The organism is Cognatundibacterium rivi, from assembly GCF_018139565.1.
In the GTDB taxonomy this organism is placed as follows: Bacteria; Pseudomonadota; Gammaproteobacteria; order Burkholderiales; family Burkholderiaceae_D; genus Undibacterium; species Undibacterium rivi.
Genome location: NZ_JAGSPK010000004.1, coordinates 199,460 through 217,443, shown reverse-complemented (window position 1 = coordinate 217,443; position 17,984 = coordinate 199,460). Strand labels below are relative to the sequence as shown.

Below are 17,984 nucleotides of genomic sequence, written 5' to 3'. Positions count from 1 at the left end.
TCCGGAGACTCAATAATGAAAAAATTAAATCAAGAAACAACATCTGGCCGCGTTTGTAAAACGACGGCACTGTTATCGGCACTTACTTCAGCTCTCCTTCTGACAGCATGCGGTGGTGGCGGTGGCAGCGATAACGCAGCAACCGCAGTCAGCTACACGCCGGGCGCTGTTTTTAAAGTAGGCACCACGACCTTTGATCCAGACTTGCCGGCAGAACCGCAATTGCCAACAGATGCGCAGGTTTGTGCAACGCTGGAAGCGAGCAATAATCTGGTACGCCGTCCTGATGGTTCCTTACCGCCAGAAGCCGATCCGTCCAAAACCGGTGTCGGCGTTGCGGTTGATCCAGCAGTCGCTAATCCTGATCAGGCGCGAATTCAGAGTGCACTGGATGCCTGCGGTGCCGCCGTGGACAAAGAAGTTGGTGCGGCAATCGCTGCGGCTGATGCTGCCGCAGTAGCACAACAAACAGCGGCGGCCGTTCCGAATAAAAACATCGCAGGTATCAGCGGTGAAGAACTGGCTAAACCACAATATCGCGGCAGTAAATTTGCAGTAAGACTGGTCGTCAACAGCCAAGGTCCGGGTAACGGTTTCATTTCAGGCCCATTGACATTGCCATCTGGCGTGACATTGTGGATCGACAAAGGCGCCACCTTGTATGCAACCCGTGACGTCAAAGCTTACGCACCAAATGTGGCTGGCCCTTACTGCGGGAATACAGCAGTCAGCTCAACCAAAGCCGGTAGCTCCAGCAATTGTCTTGCGTTGATCAATGGGAATAATCTGATCAACTCTGCTGTCGTCGGTGATGGCTCAATTGATAGCCGCGCTTATGCCGAGATCGTCACAACAGACAAACTGTATCCGATCATGAAGGTCGATATGAGCTGCTCGAATACCTATGCAAACTATGCAAAAGGTACACAAGCGGCGGATGGCACAGCGTGTGACAACGGTGGTACGACCGTCAATTCAAAAACTACCGCCCGTAATATGACATGGTGGGATCTGGCGTATCTCGGCAATATGGTGCAAAACGGTACAACCGGTACAGGCTCGCAATCGAACTTCCGTATGATGGTGTTCAACTATGCGAAAAATCTGACTCTGTATCGCATCACTCTCAATAACAGCGCGAACTTCCACGTTGTACCAAGTGGCATTGACGGCTTTACTGTCTGGGGCGTCAAAGTACAGACACCATCGCTGGCAGCATTTGCCAATCCGGCAGGTAATGGCAATCCTTTGTACACAGGCGACACCTACACCAAAGACAATGTTAAAAATACAGATGCCTTTGATCCGGGTGCTGCAAGCAGTCCGACTATCGTCGCATTGACAACAGGGAAATCAACAACCTCTGCTGCAAAGCATGCATTTGATGGTTACCTGAAAAACTTCGTCTTCGCCTACAACTATGTCAGCACTGGTGACGACGACGTGGCAATCAAAGGTTCGTCTAACCCTAGCCCAGCCGGCAGCAATCTGGCAGCGGTTGATGGTAGCCGTGATGTCCGCAGCGACCGTAAATCCGGTGCAGTCATCGCACATAACCACATTTACTGGGGTCATGGTATTTCCATCGGTAGTGAAACCAATGCAGGCGTAAAAAATGTCGAGGTGTATGACAATTCCTTCCAGCATTCTGAAGAAGGTCTGCGCATCAAATCCGATTACGCGCGCGGCGGTGAAGTCAGCAATATTAATTACAAAAACATCTGTATTAAAGACGCCGACAACGCACTGTTATTCACCACTTACTACAGTACAAAAGGTCTTCCGGCAACGGGTCCTAAAGTGCCGAATTTCCATGACATCCGTCTTGAAAATGTGCGCATTCTGGGTGACTCAGCAATCAAACTGCAGGGCTTCCAGGCGAACACCGGCGGCTTTAATCTGCCAGCTTTCCCATTGGTGATGAGCATGAACAACGTCGTCGCAGATACACCTTCAGCAATGCGTATGACCATGTCCGATGCGCAACTCACGATCAAAGGTGTGAATCTGCCGATTCAGCCATCCACCGATAATCGTGTCACAGTCAATGGTGTTGCGACATGGGCGGTTGACGGCGATCTGGTACTCGATTGCAGCAAGGCTTTTGTCGACTTCCCCGCTATCGGCCAGTCGAATATTTTTGGTTCTGGATGGGACAAATAAGCCCGCGTGTACGACAGGCAGCCCGCAGGCAAGCGGTGCTGCCATAAGTCAGGCTGACGCCAGCATCACACGATGCATGCGTCAGCCTTTGTCGTTTTTCAGCATTGCCATTCTTGCAGTCTATCCAACTTTTTTGAGGGATATCCCATATGAAAATCTCCACGCGTTTATTAATGTTGGTGGGTGCCGCCATTGTCGCTATCGCCGCCATCGGTGCCAGCAGTCTCAGCACGCTATATTCTGCCCTGATGCATGACAGAGAAATGCAAATCGAGACCATGCTGGCTATGGGCGAAAACCTGGTCAAGCATTACCATGGCTTGCAACTGAATGGCACTCTGACGCAAGAGGAAGCGCAAAAACAAGCCAAAGCCGCGCTGACGCAACTCCGCCACGGCAGCAGTTATTATTGGGTAAGGCAACCCGATGGTCTGAACCTGGTTCATCCTGACGCCAAAAAAATCGGTACGATTGCCCAAGGGCAGACCATGGATGGTCGCCCCGATGCCGTCGCTTACCGCGAAGAGCTGGCAAAATCGCACATCGCGCTGGTCAGCATGAAATCGCAACGACCAGATGGCAGTCTGGCTCCGAAATTAAATGGACTGGTTGAATTCACACCATGGAACTGGTGGATAGGAACCGGTTTTTTCAGTGACGATATTAACCAGACCTATTGGCAATCAGCAACCACACAAACCATCATTTTTGTGATTGCGCTGATTATTCTGATCGGCTCAGGCTGGCGCATCATCCGCTCCATCAGCGCCATCCTTGGTGGTGAGCCAGCTTATGCCGCCAACATCACACGTCAGATCGCGAATAATGATCTGTCTGTCGATGTCACGCTGGAAAAAAATCAATCTGACAGCCTGCTTGGTGCCATTGTCGCTATGCAGGAGCAGTTAGCGACAACAGTGCGCAGCATACGTCAAAGTTCCGAAAACATTGCCACCGCATCTTCTGAAATTGCGGCGGGCAACCTCGATTTGTCGTCCCGTACGGAAGAACAGGCCAGCGCACTGGAGGAAACATCGGCGACGATACATGAGCTGGAAAGCACCGTCAGAAAAAATACTGAACATGCCAGAAACGCGAACCAGTTGACGATCGATGCAACGATGCTGGCCAACCGCGGCGGCACAGTAATGAAGGACATGCTGACGACGATGGAAGCGATCAATCAATCGTCAAAAGCGGTCGTGGACATTGTCAGTCTGATTGACGGCATTTCATTTCAGACGAATATTCTGGCGTTGAACGCAGCGGTTGAAGCAGCGCGCGCTGGTGAACAAGGTCGCGGCTTTGCAGTGGTGGCAGCAGAAGTAAGAAATCTCGCGCAACGCTCAGCTGCTGCTGCAAAAGAAATCAAGGGTTTGATCGATGCGTCACAGTCTCATATGCACAGCGGTAATCAACTGGCACAAGAGGCTGGAAACTCGATGACGCAAATTGTCGGCGGTATCGAAAAAGTCGCCTCTATCATGCGCGATATCACGATGGCCAGCGAAGAACAACACACCGGCATCATGCAAATCACCGAAGCGATTCGTCAGATGGACAGTGTGACACAGCAAAATGCTGCACTGGTGGAACAAGCTGCCGCGGCAGCCGACAGTATGCAATTGCAGGCAGCTGATATGGCAGGACTGGTCCGGGTGTTTAAACTCAAGGATGACGAAGTCGCTGATATTTCATCCATCAAGACGATACATCCGGCAAAAGAAGTAATGAACTGGAAAGCGACTCGCCGTTAAGAAAATAGAAAAAAATGGCGGCGAATCTATGCCGCCATTGTTCATGCTAGCGCATCCGGCAAAGAACCGGATTTTTTTTATGCAGAATACTCGCGCGTGATCATTTCTTTACCGATCTTCACGTTACGTAACTTCAGTCCTTTGACGTTATACAGATACATTGCCTGCGTGCCCGCTGCGGGTGTGCCAAAGTCGCAATCAGTGATCGTCACATCACGAACCGGCAACACTTCCGGCATCGGTGCACGGCCGTTATAGTCGGATGCAACCGGCCCCAGAATAACGATCGCCTGATAACAGGAATACTCACCTTTTGCCGTCTTCACGTTCCCCACCCGAACATTAGAGATATGCACGTCTTCAACCACAGGGGGGCGTATCCGCACGTTATCGCTGACGGGTGTGTAATCGCAGTCAAAAGTGACTATCGCACCCGCTGCCGTGGCAACTGTCTTCGATGCAATCGGAGAACCGGGTAAGGATGTATAAAATGATGGCGACGTCTGTACACCATTTGGAATCTTGATATTACGCACGTAGAAATGCTTCAGATATCCGCCCCGGTTCAGATTCGTTTTCAGACGAATGGCTGTATTTAAGGGATTGGTTTGCCAGTGTACGTTTTCAAACAATAAATTCTGCGCATACACATGCTCGATGCCGCCGGCCATTTCACTGCCCAGCGTGACGGCACCGTGACCACTCTGCATCGTACAATTCTGAATCACGATATCGCGCGATGGTCCGTATTGCGTGTCCAGATTTTTCCCGGCCTTAATCGCAATACAGTCATCGCCGGAATCAAAAGTACAGCCATCGACCAGTACATGATCACAGGCTTCCGGATCAAAACCATCACTGTTAGGTCCGTGGCTTTTCGCATGAACGCGGCGAATCACAACATGCTGACAATTCACTGGATGATGCTGCCAGAATGGCGTGTTCCTGACCTCATACCCTTCCATCAGTACTTTACGACAACCGATAAACTGTATCATTGGCGGACGCAGGAAATGTCCCTTACCAAATACACGCTGAGGCAGGGGAACACCGGCCTCTGACAATGCAGGCAGGTAGCTGGCGTCAGCACGCCATTTATCGTCGTTGCCTTGTATCAGCGCCTGCAGTTCCGGGCTGATCTGCGGTGCTACTTCTTTTAAGGTTTGAGCGTTGAGTGAATTCACCGCATTTTCGGATGGTTTACCGGGGCGATAATTCGGCACGGAGCTTTGCGCAATCGCATTCAGTGTTTTCAGCTTGCCTTTCCAGGTCCACCAGCAATCGCCGAATTCATTAAATGGCACGCCGCCCTGCCCGTCTAATACCGCAGTCCAGTCTTCCCCCGTAAGAGCGATATTTTCTTGCCCTATCGCATAGATCATGGGCGAATAGTTCAGACAGTCATTGCTCTGCCAACGCGAAATACTTAACTTGCCGTTTTTTCCGCAATCAACGTCGCCGTATTTCGCGTAGTCGTCGGGCTGATGACTGAAATAGACATGGGCTCCTGCCTGTAAGTGAACGTTAACATTCGATAGCAAGACGATAGGTCCGGCACAAAACCAGTCACCGGCCGGAATCAGCACGCGGCCACCGCCTTCGCGGTGACATGTTTCTATCGCATTGCGGATCGCTGCATAACAGTCGAAAGACGATGCCGCTGGTGTCTGTAATACGCCCTGATCCTCAAATGAACTCCAGGCCTGTACTTTTTGCAGCTCACATGTTTTTGCGCCGTATCGTGTGATCGGATAATCCGCTTCGCGAAAACGGAACGGGACACTCAGCTTCGTAATAATTTCTGCCGCTCTTTTCCACGGATCGGATGGCGTTTGTCGCTGTGCCGCACTGGCTGCACTGGCCGCAGCCCAGGGCATACTGCTACCGATACCGATCGCCGCGAGTTGCTTGAGTAAGCGGCGTCGCCCCTGATACTTCAGGTCAACAAGGGATTCCGATGATGTGTGCAAGGTCATGTCGTACTTCCTTTTTTTTTCTCAAATTATTCGTATTGATTATTGAATTCACCCAGAAACTGCATAGGTGCAGGCGCTGCCTGATAGCCAAAAGCAGTCGGGCTGATTGTGCTCGCAGATAAATTCCGCCAGAAGTCGTCACTGTTAAATTGAGCAGGACGGTATGGCAAAGTGCCATTTTTATTCCAGTCGGACCAAGGCGTCAGCGGATGTATATGCGCACCGATCACAGAATTAAGCACTATCATTTTTCCGACCGTTTCTATCGTCTGCCGGGTAATCGTGCCAGTCGGACTGACAAACTGATCTGTCACTCCGGCCTCGCAACGATAGCCATCGATAGGTACTTTGCCGTACGGCGTGCAACGCTGATTATGAAACCATTGACGAACCAGATAAAATTTTCCAGCCATCGCATTGCTGCTCTGGTCATGGCTAAAGCGGCAACGGTTAAATACAAAGCCATAACGTGAATTCAGGTTTGTACTTGGTGCTGCGACATAAGAACTGGTGCGGGGTCCTAATGAGCGTATTTCAGACTCAAGGAAATACGCTGTCGCATCACCAAAAATATAGTCAACATCGCCTTCGATATAAGAATGATAGAAAAAGTGACGAGCGGTCTGCCCTGATTTTCCGGCCCGCATATACAGCGTATCCTGCAATCCCAGCAGACGCACTTGTTCAAACTGTGCTTTGTCAACGCCATCAGTCATCATCGCTAAGGCCTGATGATGCACCATCAGACTTTTCCCATACACGCCGTTTCCGGGGCAGTCAGCGCCTTCACATGCCTGCGGTGCCGGTGCGCCAGTTTTGTTATAGCTGTTTTCAACGGTGATATCACGCATCTGGAATGCCTGGCTTTTCACCCACAGCACGGCAGTACCAAATGTCCCGATAATCGGGCGGATGCGGATGCTGTTAAACATGTCAGCAATCGCCGCCGGCGCCTGTGCAAACTGTGCCCCGAAGCGCTCCTGATATTGTGCGCCGCTGATCGCCGCATCCAGATTGGCACAGATGCGTGTTGTGGCAGGATCTCTGCCGATCACGCTGATGGGGACGGATGTTTCAGGGATATAGACCAGTCCATCATAGACTCCGGGCTCAACCAGAACAGTGATGCGGCGGGATGCCGGTAAGCGATGTGCCAGATCGTCTGACACAATCTGATTGACCGCATCCTGTAAGCGCTGAAAATGCCTCTTCCCGTCAGCAGGAGCAGCGGCATTGACAATATAGTCGGGCGTCATCTGCTGCGCACTCACCACCGGTGAAGACAAAGGGTTCCACACATCACGTTGTTCTTTTCCTGGCAACCCGGCATAGCCAAGCACTTCGTCATAAGAAAAATGCGCGGCCTGCTCTGCATTTAACTGCGGGCGTTTATCTGCCGCTGATGGTGATGGATAGACCGCAAATGCATTATCGCAGGCAGTATTTTTTGTCGTTGATGGCAGCGGCTGCCAGGCAAAATTCTGATCCAGCATCGATTTCACAACGGCGGATGTCCACTGGGCATTCTCTCTGACGACCGTGCTTTGTTCAGGAACGCTCAGGCCATTGACACTGAGCCTGAGTGGCCTCGCTGCGTCATAGCCATGAAATATCAGTTTCCCCGGCGTCAGCACTTGCACACGTTCGAGATGAATATCACTATATTCCGGTATCAGGTCACCCGATGCACGCTTACCGTAATGCGTGTCGAAATCCAGCGGTGCTTTACTGTTCTGTATGCAGATATCTCTATACGTCACGTCCTGCACCAGACCACCACGCGACACATCACTCTTAATGCGCAAGCCCGAAGTAGCGCCATCAATACTCAATTTTTCGACCAGCACATGTCGGATATTGCCATTCGTTTCACTACCGATGGACATACCGTGCCCGGAGTAAAAATGATTATCACTGATGGTAATGTTTTCGGTCGGTCCCTGATTCCCCGCCTTAATCGCGACATTATCGTCACCAGTACGGATAAAGCTCCTGGTGATCGTGATATTGCGGGAAGAAATAGGATCAATACCATCCGTGTTGCGTGCGGTGGCTGGCGTATCAATATGCATGCCCCATGCGGTAAAGCCATCCACCTGATTCAGGGTGACATGAAAATTAGCCGAGTTTTTCAGCCAAATTCTGTGCAATGCCATCTCGCGTGACTGTGTGATTTCCAGCATACGCGGTACATTCTGATGCAAGTCTTCACGCTGGGCGCGACGCGCTATTTCCCACCAACTCTCGGAACCGCCAAGAATTTTCTTGCCGCCCTGACCGTCAATCACACCATCACCGAATAATCCCGCATTCTGTGACTGAGTAACGCTGATCAGCGGGTGGCAACCTCGTCCCTTCTGGTCGATGGTGCCGCATTTTTTTTCACCTTTATCATAATCAGCAGGTAAGCGTGATCCCGCCAGCACGATACCGGCGTCAATCACTAAAGAGACACCCGCCTTCATCTGCAATGCGCCGGTGAGGAAATAATTTTTATCGCTATGCCTGACCAGGCGCACTGCTTTGCCGGATGGACACTGATTGATTGCTTGCTGCAGGCGCGGAGTGTCAGGTGCAGCCGATGCCTGCACATCAACCTCATTCATCGTCAGCTGCGCTGGTAACAATTGGCATATCGACGGCGCAACCGGTTCTTTCAATGGACGACTATCCTGCGCACTGACATCCGCGGCAAATAGGCCCGACATCACCAGCAACACACTGGCGTAGCGGGAAACTAATGTGAGTTGTGGCTGCCGCTGTTTCATGTTGTATCTCATTTTGAACTTCCTCTGGCCATGCCATTACCGATTTCAGGGTCTACAGCCACAAGAGCCTGCGCGACCATTTCAGAAAAAATCGCTGCACCTTTTTTACCGACATGGGTACGGTCAAACGCACTTTTCGCGGCGCCCTGACGCTCTACCGTTGCCAGTGTGCTGCCAGCAGCTGGTGCGACGATTTCAGATGGCGGCGGTGCCATTGCCAGCGTATCAGCCTCGCTTTGCCCCATCGCGGCAACCAGCGCGTGGCTTTGTTGATTCAGGTCGATCGCAGGCACCTGTTTTTCGCTGGCGACACGCAAACTGGCTTCCGCCCACGGACGCAAATCATTCGGCAATACACCATCTTTGAAGGTTCTGCGCGTGAGAGGCGTCAGCAAAATAATTTCACCACCGACAGCTCTGACATCGTCGACATAGCGCGCAAGATTCACCGGAAATTCTGTCGCCAGATCGGTAGAACGTCCGGGCTTGCCGGGTTGATCGTTATGCCCGAACTGCATCAACACCACACGACGTCTATCTGTATCACGGCGCAATTGCTGCATCACAATCTCCCAGGAACCTTCTGCCCTGTAACTACCGGAACTACGCCCACCCTTCGCGAGATTCAGGCAAGTGATTTTTTTCGAAAAACGTTCGCACAATGCATTGCCATAGCCGCTGTTCGGCGCCATGGTCGAGTCGCCGACAAGAATAATTTCAAACGGACGGGTATCTTTCACGACGGGCGCTGGCCCCTGACAGGCCATCCATAGCGGAGCAGAACAAGCGAGCAAAACGACACGAAGTAATGTCTTCATGATGTTATCCAATTTAAAAAAAGAGCCTCACGAGGAGGCTCCAAACTGACTACAGGGAAGTGGTCAGACAGACAATGTCTTGTTGTAAACTGTGCCGCCGACACGGACATTTTTCAATACCAGGTCTTTGACATTAAAGAGATACATAGGATTCTCTTTATTCACCGGATTGCCGAGATCACAATCAGAAATAGTGACATTCTTTACCGGTACAATTTTTGGCGCAGGCGATGCGGGCCCGTTGTAATCGCTGGGTACAGGTCCCAGAACGACAATCGCCTGATAGCTGGAGAATTGCCCTGCACCGGTGTCAACGTTGCCGACATTAACGTTGGAAATATGAATATCGGAAACCACAGGCGGACGTGTGCGGACGTTGTCGCTGAGCGGATCATAGCCACAATCAATAGTAATCACCGCGCCGGCAGAAGTTGCCACCGATTTCGTCGGGATGACTGAACCCGGCAAGGTCGCGTAAAACGCCGGTGTCGTGCGGATACCATTCGGAATACTGATATTTCTGATGTGCAGATTTTTCAGGAAACCACCGCGACTCATATTGCACTTAAAGCGAATCGCAATATTCAACGGGTCCGTTTTCCAATGGCTGTTTTCAAATACCAGATTCTGCGCAAACACATTCTGAATACCTGCTGACATAATGCTGCCAAATGTCATGGCACCATGCCCGCTATGCATTTTGCAGTTTTGCACGACGATATTTTGTGACGGACCATATTGCACATCCGGCCCCTTGCCTGCATCGACAGCGATGCAATCGTCACCAGTATCAAAAGTCGAATCTTCAATCAGGACATAGTTACAGGATTCAGGATCGAAGCCATCGCTGTTCGGGCCTACGCTGTTGGCGTAAATGTTTTTGACATGAACATTGCGGCATCCAACCGGATTATGTTGCCAGAATGGCGTATTCGTTACCTGATAACCCTGAAACAAGACATTGCTGCAATTGATGAACTGCACCATGTGTGGACGCAGGAAATGGCCTAAACCGAAAACACGTTTATCAGCGGCGATTCCGGCTTCCGCCAGTGCCCGCAGATAGTTAGAGTCACGCCGCCATTTATCACCCTCGCCCTGAATAAACAGGCGTTTTTCTTCTGACAGATGCGGCGCAACTTCCGCCAGTGATACAGGATTCAGCGGATTCAGAGATACTTCTGTCTCGCCTTTCTGATGCTTGATCCAGTCGCCACTGCCAGGGGCAATATCGCCGACCGAACTTGGCTTTTCACGGCCCTTCCAGGACCACCAGCAATACGGGCTGTCGGCAAAATTAACGCCTGCCTGACCATCCAGAATCGCCGTCCAGTCATCACCCGTCAACGCGATATTTCTCTGACCGTAGGCGTACACCATAGACGAGAAATTCAGGCAATCATTGCCTTCCCAACGGGTCATAGAAAGCTTGCCGTTTTTACCGCAGTCATACTTACCGTATTTGGCGTAATCCGCCGGATTATTACTGAAATAAACGTGTGCTCCGGCATTCAGATGCACATTCACATTCGAGAGCAAAACGATAGGTCCGGCAACGTACCAATTCCCGGCTGGAATCACCACGCGCCCTCCACCTGCCGCGTGGCAAGCGGCAATCGCAGCGGCAATGGCCGGATAGCAATCGGTCGCATCGGCAACAGGGGTCTGCAAGGTTTTACGTTCGACGAAAGAAACCCACGCCTCTACCGGTTTCACGTCGCAGGTTTTGGCACCATAACTGGTGACCAGAAAATCTTCTTTACGAAAATGGATAGGTTTGGCAAAGCGATCAATAATCGCCTGCGCCTGTTTCCATGGATCTTGTTTCGTTGTCGCCGCGATAGCTTCGCTGGCGAGGCCACTGCCCATCAACAATCCGACGCTGGACGCAGCTTGCAACAGGCTTCTGCGTTTTTCGTTAATCACAACACTCATAATTTTTCCATCTTTTAAAATGTCCCTGACCTGCAAAGGCCAGGGACTAAGCACTATCAGAAGTCGTAAGACACGCGAACATTTAAAGCACGGCCAACAGGGCTTGCAGCGCTGCTCAGATAACCGTAGGTGTACGCGTTATGATTAGTGACAGGCGGACGGGCATTCAGAAGATTTGAAATGCCTGCGGAAATTGCCATGTTTTTAAAGCCACGGTAATTCACTGTCCAGTTCCAGATGGAATAAGACTCGATATCACGGAAATACTCTGGCGCAACCAGATTCTGATCGTGATAACCAGTGTTGAAGTTTTGCGTCAACTGTGATGCCCAATCACCCCGATCCCAGGCGAAGCTCAGTGTGTGCTTCCAACGGAAAGTGATAATCGGCATGCTGGAAGTAGTGCCATTGCTTGCTGCACCGAAGCGACCGATATTCGAAATGTATGGACTATCTTTTTCCAGCTGATTATCAAATTGTGTCAGATAGGTACCGTCAAGTTTCACCTTAAAATTACCTACGGATGTTTTCGGGAAAGCATAGGCCAGAGAAACGTCGATACCAGATGCTTTCTGACCGCCTAGATTCATCGTCACATTCTTGATGAAGGCCAGGGAACCATCTGCATTACGGACAAACAGATCAGCATATTTTTGTGGATTCGTGAAATAGACCTGCTCTGGCAAGTTCGCCAGCATGTCGGTCATTTCTATGTGCCAGTAATCAGCCGATACCGTCAGATTTTTCAGCGGTTCAACGACCAGACCGAAGGTATAACCTTTGGATTTTTCTGGCTGCAAATCTGCATTGCTACCGGTTTGTTTCGGCAAAGTCACATTACATACGGTAGAGGCAACCAGTCCAGGCAATGCTTTACCTGTACCTGCAACGCCCGGCGTGCCGCCCGGACATTGCACAGGATCGTCCCACTTCGCTGCCGTTTTTGTCGTTGCACCTGGCAAACGATAACCGTAGCGGTCAAACAAAGTTGGTGCACGGAAACCCGTGTTAGCGGAACCACGGAACATCAGTTCTTTGGTTGGCTGATAACGGAAGCTGGCTTTAGGGTTAATCGTATTGCCGAAGTCACTGAAATGATCGTCACGTACTGCAAAGTTCAGATTCAGTTCTTTGGTCAAAGGAACTTCTAACTCGGCGTAAGCCGCAGCGACATTCCGGCTGGATTTCGCAAACGATGGCGAAGCACCTGCATACGTTGCAATATTCGTGATGTCCGTTTTCTGATCTTCAGTAGTATCACGATGATAGTCCGTACCCAGCGCCAGCATCATCGGACCACCGGCCAGATTTGACAACTCACGCGATACCGTCAGATCAACGCCAGTAAATGTACTGACGGAATGCCGGTTCAAGGCACCATCGACTGAGATACTTTTCAGATATGCCAGCCCGGCCGAATCTTGTAAGCCGAATGGATTCAGGGTACCGTTGCTGATGCCTTTCAGTAAATCAGCCCCGCTTACATAGCCCGAATCATAGTAGTTTTCACGCAGACTGTGGCCATAAACAAAACCAAGTTTGTAGTCCCATGATGCGATACGCCCTTCGTCATTCACGGCGATACGCTGATTCACTTGTTTATCTTTGGTTGTTGCCAGCCCCAGATCGGCGACACTCCAGGTAACAGTCAAAGGCTCGCCCTTCAGACCAGCGACTGCAGGTACACCACCGCTACCGCCCGGATACCATTTACTGGTCGAAGGCAATTGCGCCGTTACACCATTCGCAGCCAGACTTGTAGTCGGGTTTTTAGTGCCGAGGATGTATTCCTGTCCGCGCATGTAATCCACCGTCAAGGTGTGATCTTCATTAAAGCGTTTTGTGAATTTGGTGTAGAACGTCACCTGCTCATTGCCATACAAAGCACTACCGTAGGCAGCATCGTTCAGAATACAAGTGTTCTTTGCACCTTGTATCGAATACGGTGACTGGCAACCAGAAGCGTAGTAAGGATTTTGTGCGTTTTTATTTGTTGCGGTCGTGAAGTTGGCAGGCATAGAGTAACCACCACTACCCAATGCAGGCGCACGGCCAATACTCGTCAGAATATCATTCGTACTTAATTCGGCGCGATCTGATGCCGCCAGACGACTACGACGATGCGCGTCAACCGTGGCATACCAGTTCCAGCCATCTTGTGCCAGATTACCGAAACCGACAGTGCCGCTGATACGCTGCTCATCTGCACCGCCATTTTTTTGTGGCTGCACCAATTGCGCGGATATTGTTTTACCTTCAAACGTTCGTTTGGTGATGAAGTTAACGACGCCACCGATCGCATCCGAGCCGTAAATCGAAGAAGCGCCATCACGCAATATCTCTACACGTGCAATCGCACTCATAGGAATCACGTCCAGATTCGCATATCCATCGGCAATCGCTTCGTTCGCCAGACGACGGCCATTCAACAACACCAGCGTGCGGTTAACACCCAAACCGCGCAGATTGATGTTTGTACCTGAGCCTGCATTTGATGGTGCCAGTGAAGCTGACTCTGGTAACGCCATCATCAGATCAGCGAGTGTGGTCATACCACGTTTTTCCAGCTCTTCACCGGTCACCATCGTGACAGGCAACGATGCCTCGGTAGCCAGACGACGGATAGAAGACCCCGTGACTTCTACCTTTTGTATTTCTTCAGCCTGCACCTGATTGACCAGCGTCAGGACAGCAATACTGACGCTGCTCAGCATAAATGCGGAACGGCTCGTTATTTTTTTCTTCATTCTAATGTCTCCTCAAACTCCTATTTTTCATCAACGATGTCACTCCCGGTTTGGTGGTGAGCGACTTGTCTGGAGCACCTCGCGTACTCCGTGCCGCTGCGACGAAGATGAGTACACAACATATCCGTGTCTCACCGGGGTCTCAGCCGGTCGAAAAATGGGGCATCTCTACCGCTAAAACTGGCAAATGTGTCTTTGCCTTGTCTGTGTTTCAGCCGCGAGAAAAAGTTCTGGTTACACGTTCCAGATGCGCTCGCATCGCTTTGCGGGCGGCAGCCGGATCATGTGAGGCAATCGCCTCCAGAATGTTTCTATGGTCCGTCAATGTTTCATGACGTAATTCTTCTGTCTGAAAATGCTCCTTCAATTTGTGCCATAAACGGCCACGTTGATTCCATAAATATTCGACAGCACCGACTAACGCGCTATTGCCTGTTGCTCTGGCGATGGACAGATGAAAATTTCTGTCCGCGCTTTCATTACTGGCGTAATTCGCGTGATGCGCTTCCATCTCCAGCACCGCTTTTAAAATGTCGTCAATCGCTGAATCAGTCGCCACACGTGCCGCAATCGCTGCGACTTCCGATTCAATCAGACGCCGTGCCGATAAGACTTCAAATGGCCCGGCACCGACTTCAGGCAAATGCGCCTCTGATTCAACAACCTGACTGACATACACACCAGAACCGCCACGCACTTCAACCGTACCGCTCAGTTCAAGTGCGATCAGTGCTTCACGTAAGGACGCGCGTGATACGCTGAGCTTCGTTGCCAGATCACGCTCAGATGGAAGACGCTCACCGGGTTTGATGCCTTCTTCAGCAATCAATCCCTTAATCTTGTCTGCCACCACGCGATACAGGCGTGGCTCATGAGAAATTGTCTCGCTGTGTCCCACATTGTTTTTTTTATTCATTTTCTGACGACCTTATCTGCATAACAGCCAGTCATTTTCTGTTCGGTCAGGCCATTCTAATTTGGTCTGACCAAAACATCAATCTGGACTAGCCAAAAATTTATCATAGTGGCATACTCGCCACAAATTCGGCACCAAAGATTATAGCGAAACAGCCGCAACACCCCCAGACAAAATGCGATAAACCATTGAATTTAAATGAAATTAACTCTAAAAATTCAACTAATCTGCCAAATTACGCATATCGACTCCAATAAAAATATTTTGTGACATCAGCGCATTTCGGTCTATCCAGTTATCATCTGGCCTGACCAATTTTTTAAAATTTTGTGCCAGCCCAAATAACACCAGCGCAAAACCAGGCAAAGGATCCACTATGCAGCTTACTTCAGAGCAAAAACCCTTGTATATCAAGATGCACGACGATGACAACGTCGCCATCGTCGTCAATGATGGAGGGCTGCCGGCACATACCGTGTTTCCCTGCGCTCTGGAACTTATTGATCATGTGCCCCAAGGACATAAAGTCGCATTAGCAGATTTACCCGAAGGCAGCGCCATCCGGCGTTATAACGTGACGATTGGCTACACCAACACCGATGTCAAACGTGGTCAGTGGCTCAATGAAACATTAATCCGTATGCCGGATGCCCGCGTACTCGACAATCTGCCGATGGCAACCGTAACGCCAACACCGTTGCCTCCGCTCGAAGGTCATACTTTCATGGGCTACCGGAACGACGATGGCAGCGTAGGCACGCGCAACATCCTCGCCATCACAACCACTGTGCAATGTGTTTCTGGTGTCGTCGAACATGCGGTCAAACGTATCAAGGCAGAATTACTGCCGGACTTCCCTAACGTTGATGACGTAATTGGAATTGAACATACCTACGGCTGCGGCGTTGCGATTGATGCGCCGGGTGCCGAAATCCCGATTCGCACTATCAGAAATATCGCCCGCAACCCTAACTTCGGCGGACAGGCAATGGTCGTCAGCCTCGGCTGTGAAAAACTACAACCAGCCAAACTCTTTCCGGCCGGTAGTTTCCCGATTAAGAATGAAGCGCAGCCTCCCGTTGTCTGCCTGCAAGATGCTGCCCATGTTGGTTTTCAATCGATGATTCACTCCATCATGGAGCAGGCCAAAGCACAATTAACGATACTGAATCAACGTCAGCGCGAGGTGTGCCCTGCTTCTGATCTGGTCGTTGGCGTGCAATGCGGCGGCAGCGATGCGTTTTCTGGCGTAACCGCGAACCCAGCAGTCGGTTTTGCCACCGACTTGTTAGTCCGCGCTGGTGCCAGCGTGATGTTTTCTGAAGTGACAGAAGTACGCGATGGCATCGATCAGCTGACTTCGCGCGCCACAAGTCCGGAAGTCGCGAATGCCATGATCAAAGAAATGCAATGGTATGACGATTATCTGAAACGCGGCGGTGCAGACCGCAGCGCCAACACGACTCCGGGCAACAAAAAAGGCGGCCTTTCTAACATCGTTGAAAAAGCGATGGGGTCCATCGTTAAATCGGGCTCATCACCAATTTCAGGCGTGTTATCGCCCGGTGAAAAACTTCAGCAGCGCGGTTTGATTTATGCAGCAACACCTGCCAGTGATTTTATTTGCGGCACCTTGCAAGTCGCAGCCGGAATGAATCTGCATATCTTTACCACAGGCCGTGGAACGCCTTATGGCCTGGCACCAGTACCCGTAATTAAAGTGGCGACACGCGATGATCTGGCGCGACGCTGGCATGATCTGATGGACATTAATGCCGGCAAAATTGCGACTGGCGACGCGACGATAGAAGATATAGGCTGGGAACTATTCCACATGATGCTGGATGTCGCCAGCGGGAAAAAAACCTGGGCGGAACAATGGAAACTCCATAACGCGCTGGTTTTGTTCAACCCGGCTCCAATCACCTGATCGCTTATTTCAATGCGCTGTCAGCAGCAATGGCAGTGGCGGCGCAGGTTAATCAAATGCATCAAAAATGCATCACACACGCATCACTAACTGACACGATTCATTACACAAAATAAAAAAGAGGAAACTATGGACAAGCAAGTTGCAGCAAAACCCTTTCACCGTATATTGCTAACCGGCGCCGCTGGCGGTCTGGGAAAAATTCTGCGTGAAAAACTGAAAGACTGGACTGATATTTTACGCGTCAGCGATCTGGCCGATCTGGGTGCTGCGCAAGAAGGCGAAGAAGTCGTGCAATGCGATCTCGCCGACAAAGCAGCGGTGATGGATCTGGTGAAAGATGTAGAACTGATTCTGCATTTCGGCGGCATTTCGGTTGAAGCCAGTTTTGAAGATATTATGCGTGCCAACATTCAAGGCACCTACAACATCTACGAAGCGGCGCATCATCACAAAGTACGCCGCGTGATTTTCGCCAGCTCCAACCACACTATCGGTTTTTACAAAACCACTGATTTCATTGATGCGACAATGCCACCACGTCCGGATGGTATTTACGGCGTCAGTAAATGTTTTGGTGAAAGCCTGTCACGCTATTACTACGACCGCGTTGGCATCGAAACCGTGTGCGTACGCATAGGCTCGGCCTTCCCTGCGCCGGCCAATCGCCGCATGCTGACGACCTATCTGAGCTATGACGATTTAGTTGAATTACTGCGTTGCGCAGCCTTCACCCCGCGCGTTGGCTACACCATCGTATTCGGCGTTTCCGACAACCGTGAAAAATGGTGGAGCAATCACGCGGCCTCGCATCTGGGCTACGAACCACAAGACAGCTCAGACAAATTTGCGCATTTATTCCCCGATACCGGTCGCTATCCCGATGCCGATGATGTCGGCAGCACATATCAGGGCGGCGGCTTTATTCTGAGCGGCCCGCAATACAAACCCTAAGTCAAGGCTCGTCGTCATTG

At 50.8% G+C, this 17,984-nt stretch carries 10 protein-coding genes; 4 read left to right on the top strand and 6 right to left on the bottom strand.

The genetic code is table 11. The annotated features are described in order from the left end of the window. Window positions 1-15: 15 nt before the first annotated feature. Window positions 16-2,163 (top strand): glycoside hydrolase family 28 protein, encoded by a 2,148-nt coding sequence (locus KDM87_RS12735; protein ID WP_212679431.1) that lies wholly within the window; start codon window positions 16-18, stop codon window positions 2,161-2,163. Between the two features lie 149 nt (window positions 2,164-2,312). Further along, a complete protein-coding gene (locus KDM87_RS12730) occupies window positions 2,313-3,920 on the top strand; it encodes a methyl-accepting chemotaxis protein (protein WP_212679430.1) in 1,608 nt (535 codons plus the stop codon). 77 nt (window positions 3,921-3,997) lie between these two features. On the opposite strand, the gene KDM87_RS12725 is transcribed toward KDM87_RS12730, so the two are convergent. The 6 genes from KDM87_RS12725 to KDM87_RS12700 all read right to left on the bottom strand — a co-directional run bounded on the left by KDM87_RS12725 (window position 3,998) and on the right by KDM87_RS12700 (window position 15,080). Further along, a complete protein-coding gene (locus KDM87_RS12725) occupies window positions 3,998-5,896 on the bottom strand; it encodes a glycoside hydrolase family 28 protein (RefSeq protein WP_212679429.1) in 1,899 nt (632 codons plus the stop codon). A 26-nt stretch (window positions 5,897-5,922) separates the two neighbouring features. Then, on the bottom strand, window positions 5,923-8,664 hold the full coding sequence (locus KDM87_RS12720) for a pectinesterase family protein (RefSeq protein ID WP_212679428.1): 2,742 nt from the start codon (window positions 8,662-8,664) through the stop codon (window positions 5,923-5,925). Window positions 8,665-8,672: 8 nt separating this feature from the next. After that, window positions 8,673-9,482 carry a rhamnogalacturonan acetylesterase gene (locus KDM87_RS12715; protein WP_230407757.1) on the bottom strand — a complete coding sequence of 270 codons (810 nt, stop codon included), beginning with the start codon at window positions 9,480-9,482 and terminating at the stop codon, window positions 8,673-8,675. Window positions 9,483-9,545: 63 nt separating this feature from the next. Beyond that, window positions 9,546-11,417, bottom strand: a complete 1,872-nt coding sequence (locus KDM87_RS12710) for a glycoside hydrolase family 28 protein (RefSeq protein ID WP_212679427.1) — start codon at window positions 11,415-11,417, stop codon at window positions 9,546-9,548. 56 nt (window positions 11,418-11,473) lie between these two features. Next, window positions 11,474-14,164 (bottom strand): TonB-dependent receptor plug domain-containing protein, encoded by a 2,691-nt coding sequence (locus tag KDM87_RS12705; protein ID WP_212679426.1) that lies wholly within the window; start codon window positions 14,162-14,164, stop codon window positions 11,474-11,476. A 211-nt stretch (window positions 14,165-14,375) separates the two neighbouring features. After that, window positions 14,376-15,080: a FadR/GntR family transcriptional regulator gene (locus KDM87_RS12700; RefSeq protein WP_212679425.1), complete on the bottom strand. Its 705-nt coding sequence runs from the start codon at window positions 15,078-15,080 to the stop codon at window positions 14,376-14,378. Between the two features lie 376 nt (window positions 15,081-15,456). Between KDM87_RS12700 and garD the strand changes: the two genes are divergently transcribed. Next, complete coding sequence (garD, locus tag KDM87_RS12695; RefSeq protein ID WP_212679424.1) at window positions 15,457-17,010, top strand: galactarate dehydratase; 1,554 nt, start codon at window positions 15,457-15,459, stop codon at window positions 17,008-17,010. A gap of 129 nt (window positions 17,011-17,139) precedes the next feature. Next, the gene (locus KDM87_RS12690) at window positions 17,140-17,964 is read left to right on the top strand and encodes an NAD-dependent epimerase/dehydratase family protein (protein ID WP_212679423.1); all 825 of its coding nucleotides are present in this window, start codon (window positions 17,140-17,142) and stop codon (window positions 17,962-17,964) included. Window positions 17,965-17,984: the final 20 nt, after the last annotated feature.

Coding starts and splice junctions, on each gene's coding strand:
- KDM87_RS12735 (WP_212679431.1), top strand. CDS start 16: ATGAAAAAATTAAATCAAGAAACAACATCTGGCCGCGTTTGTAAAACG.
- KDM87_RS12730 (WP_212679430.1), top strand. CDS start 2,313: ATGAAAATCTCCACGCGTTTATTAATGTTGGTGGGTGCCGCCATTGTC.
- KDM87_RS12725 (WP_212679429.1), bottom strand. CDS start 5,896: ATGACCTTGCACACATCATCGGAATCCCTTGTTGACCTGAAGTATCAG.
- KDM87_RS12720 (WP_212679428.1), bottom strand. CDS start 8,664: ATGAAACAGCGGCAGCCACAACTCACATTAGTTTCCCGCTACGCCAGT.
- KDM87_RS12715 (WP_230407757.1), bottom strand. CDS start 9,482: ATGAAGACATTACTTCGTGTCGTTTTGCTCGCTTGTTCTGCTCCGCTA.
- KDM87_RS12710 (WP_212679427.1), bottom strand. CDS start 11,417: ATGAGTGTTGTGATTAACGAAAAACGCAGAAGCCTGTTGCAAGCTGCG.
- KDM87_RS12705 (WP_212679426.1), bottom strand. CDS start 14,164: ATGAAGAAAAAAATAACGAGCCGTTCCGCATTTATGCTGAGCAGCGTC.
- KDM87_RS12700 (WP_212679425.1), bottom strand. CDS start 15,080: ATGAATAAAAAAAACAATGTGGGACACAGCGAGACAATTTCTCATGAG.
- garD (WP_212679424.1), top strand. CDS start 15,457: ATGCAGCTTACTTCAGAGCAAAAACCCTTGTATATCAAGATGCACGAC.
- KDM87_RS12690 (WP_212679423.1), top strand. CDS start 17,140: ATGGACAAGCAAGTTGCAGCAAAACCCTTTCACCGTATATTGCTAACC.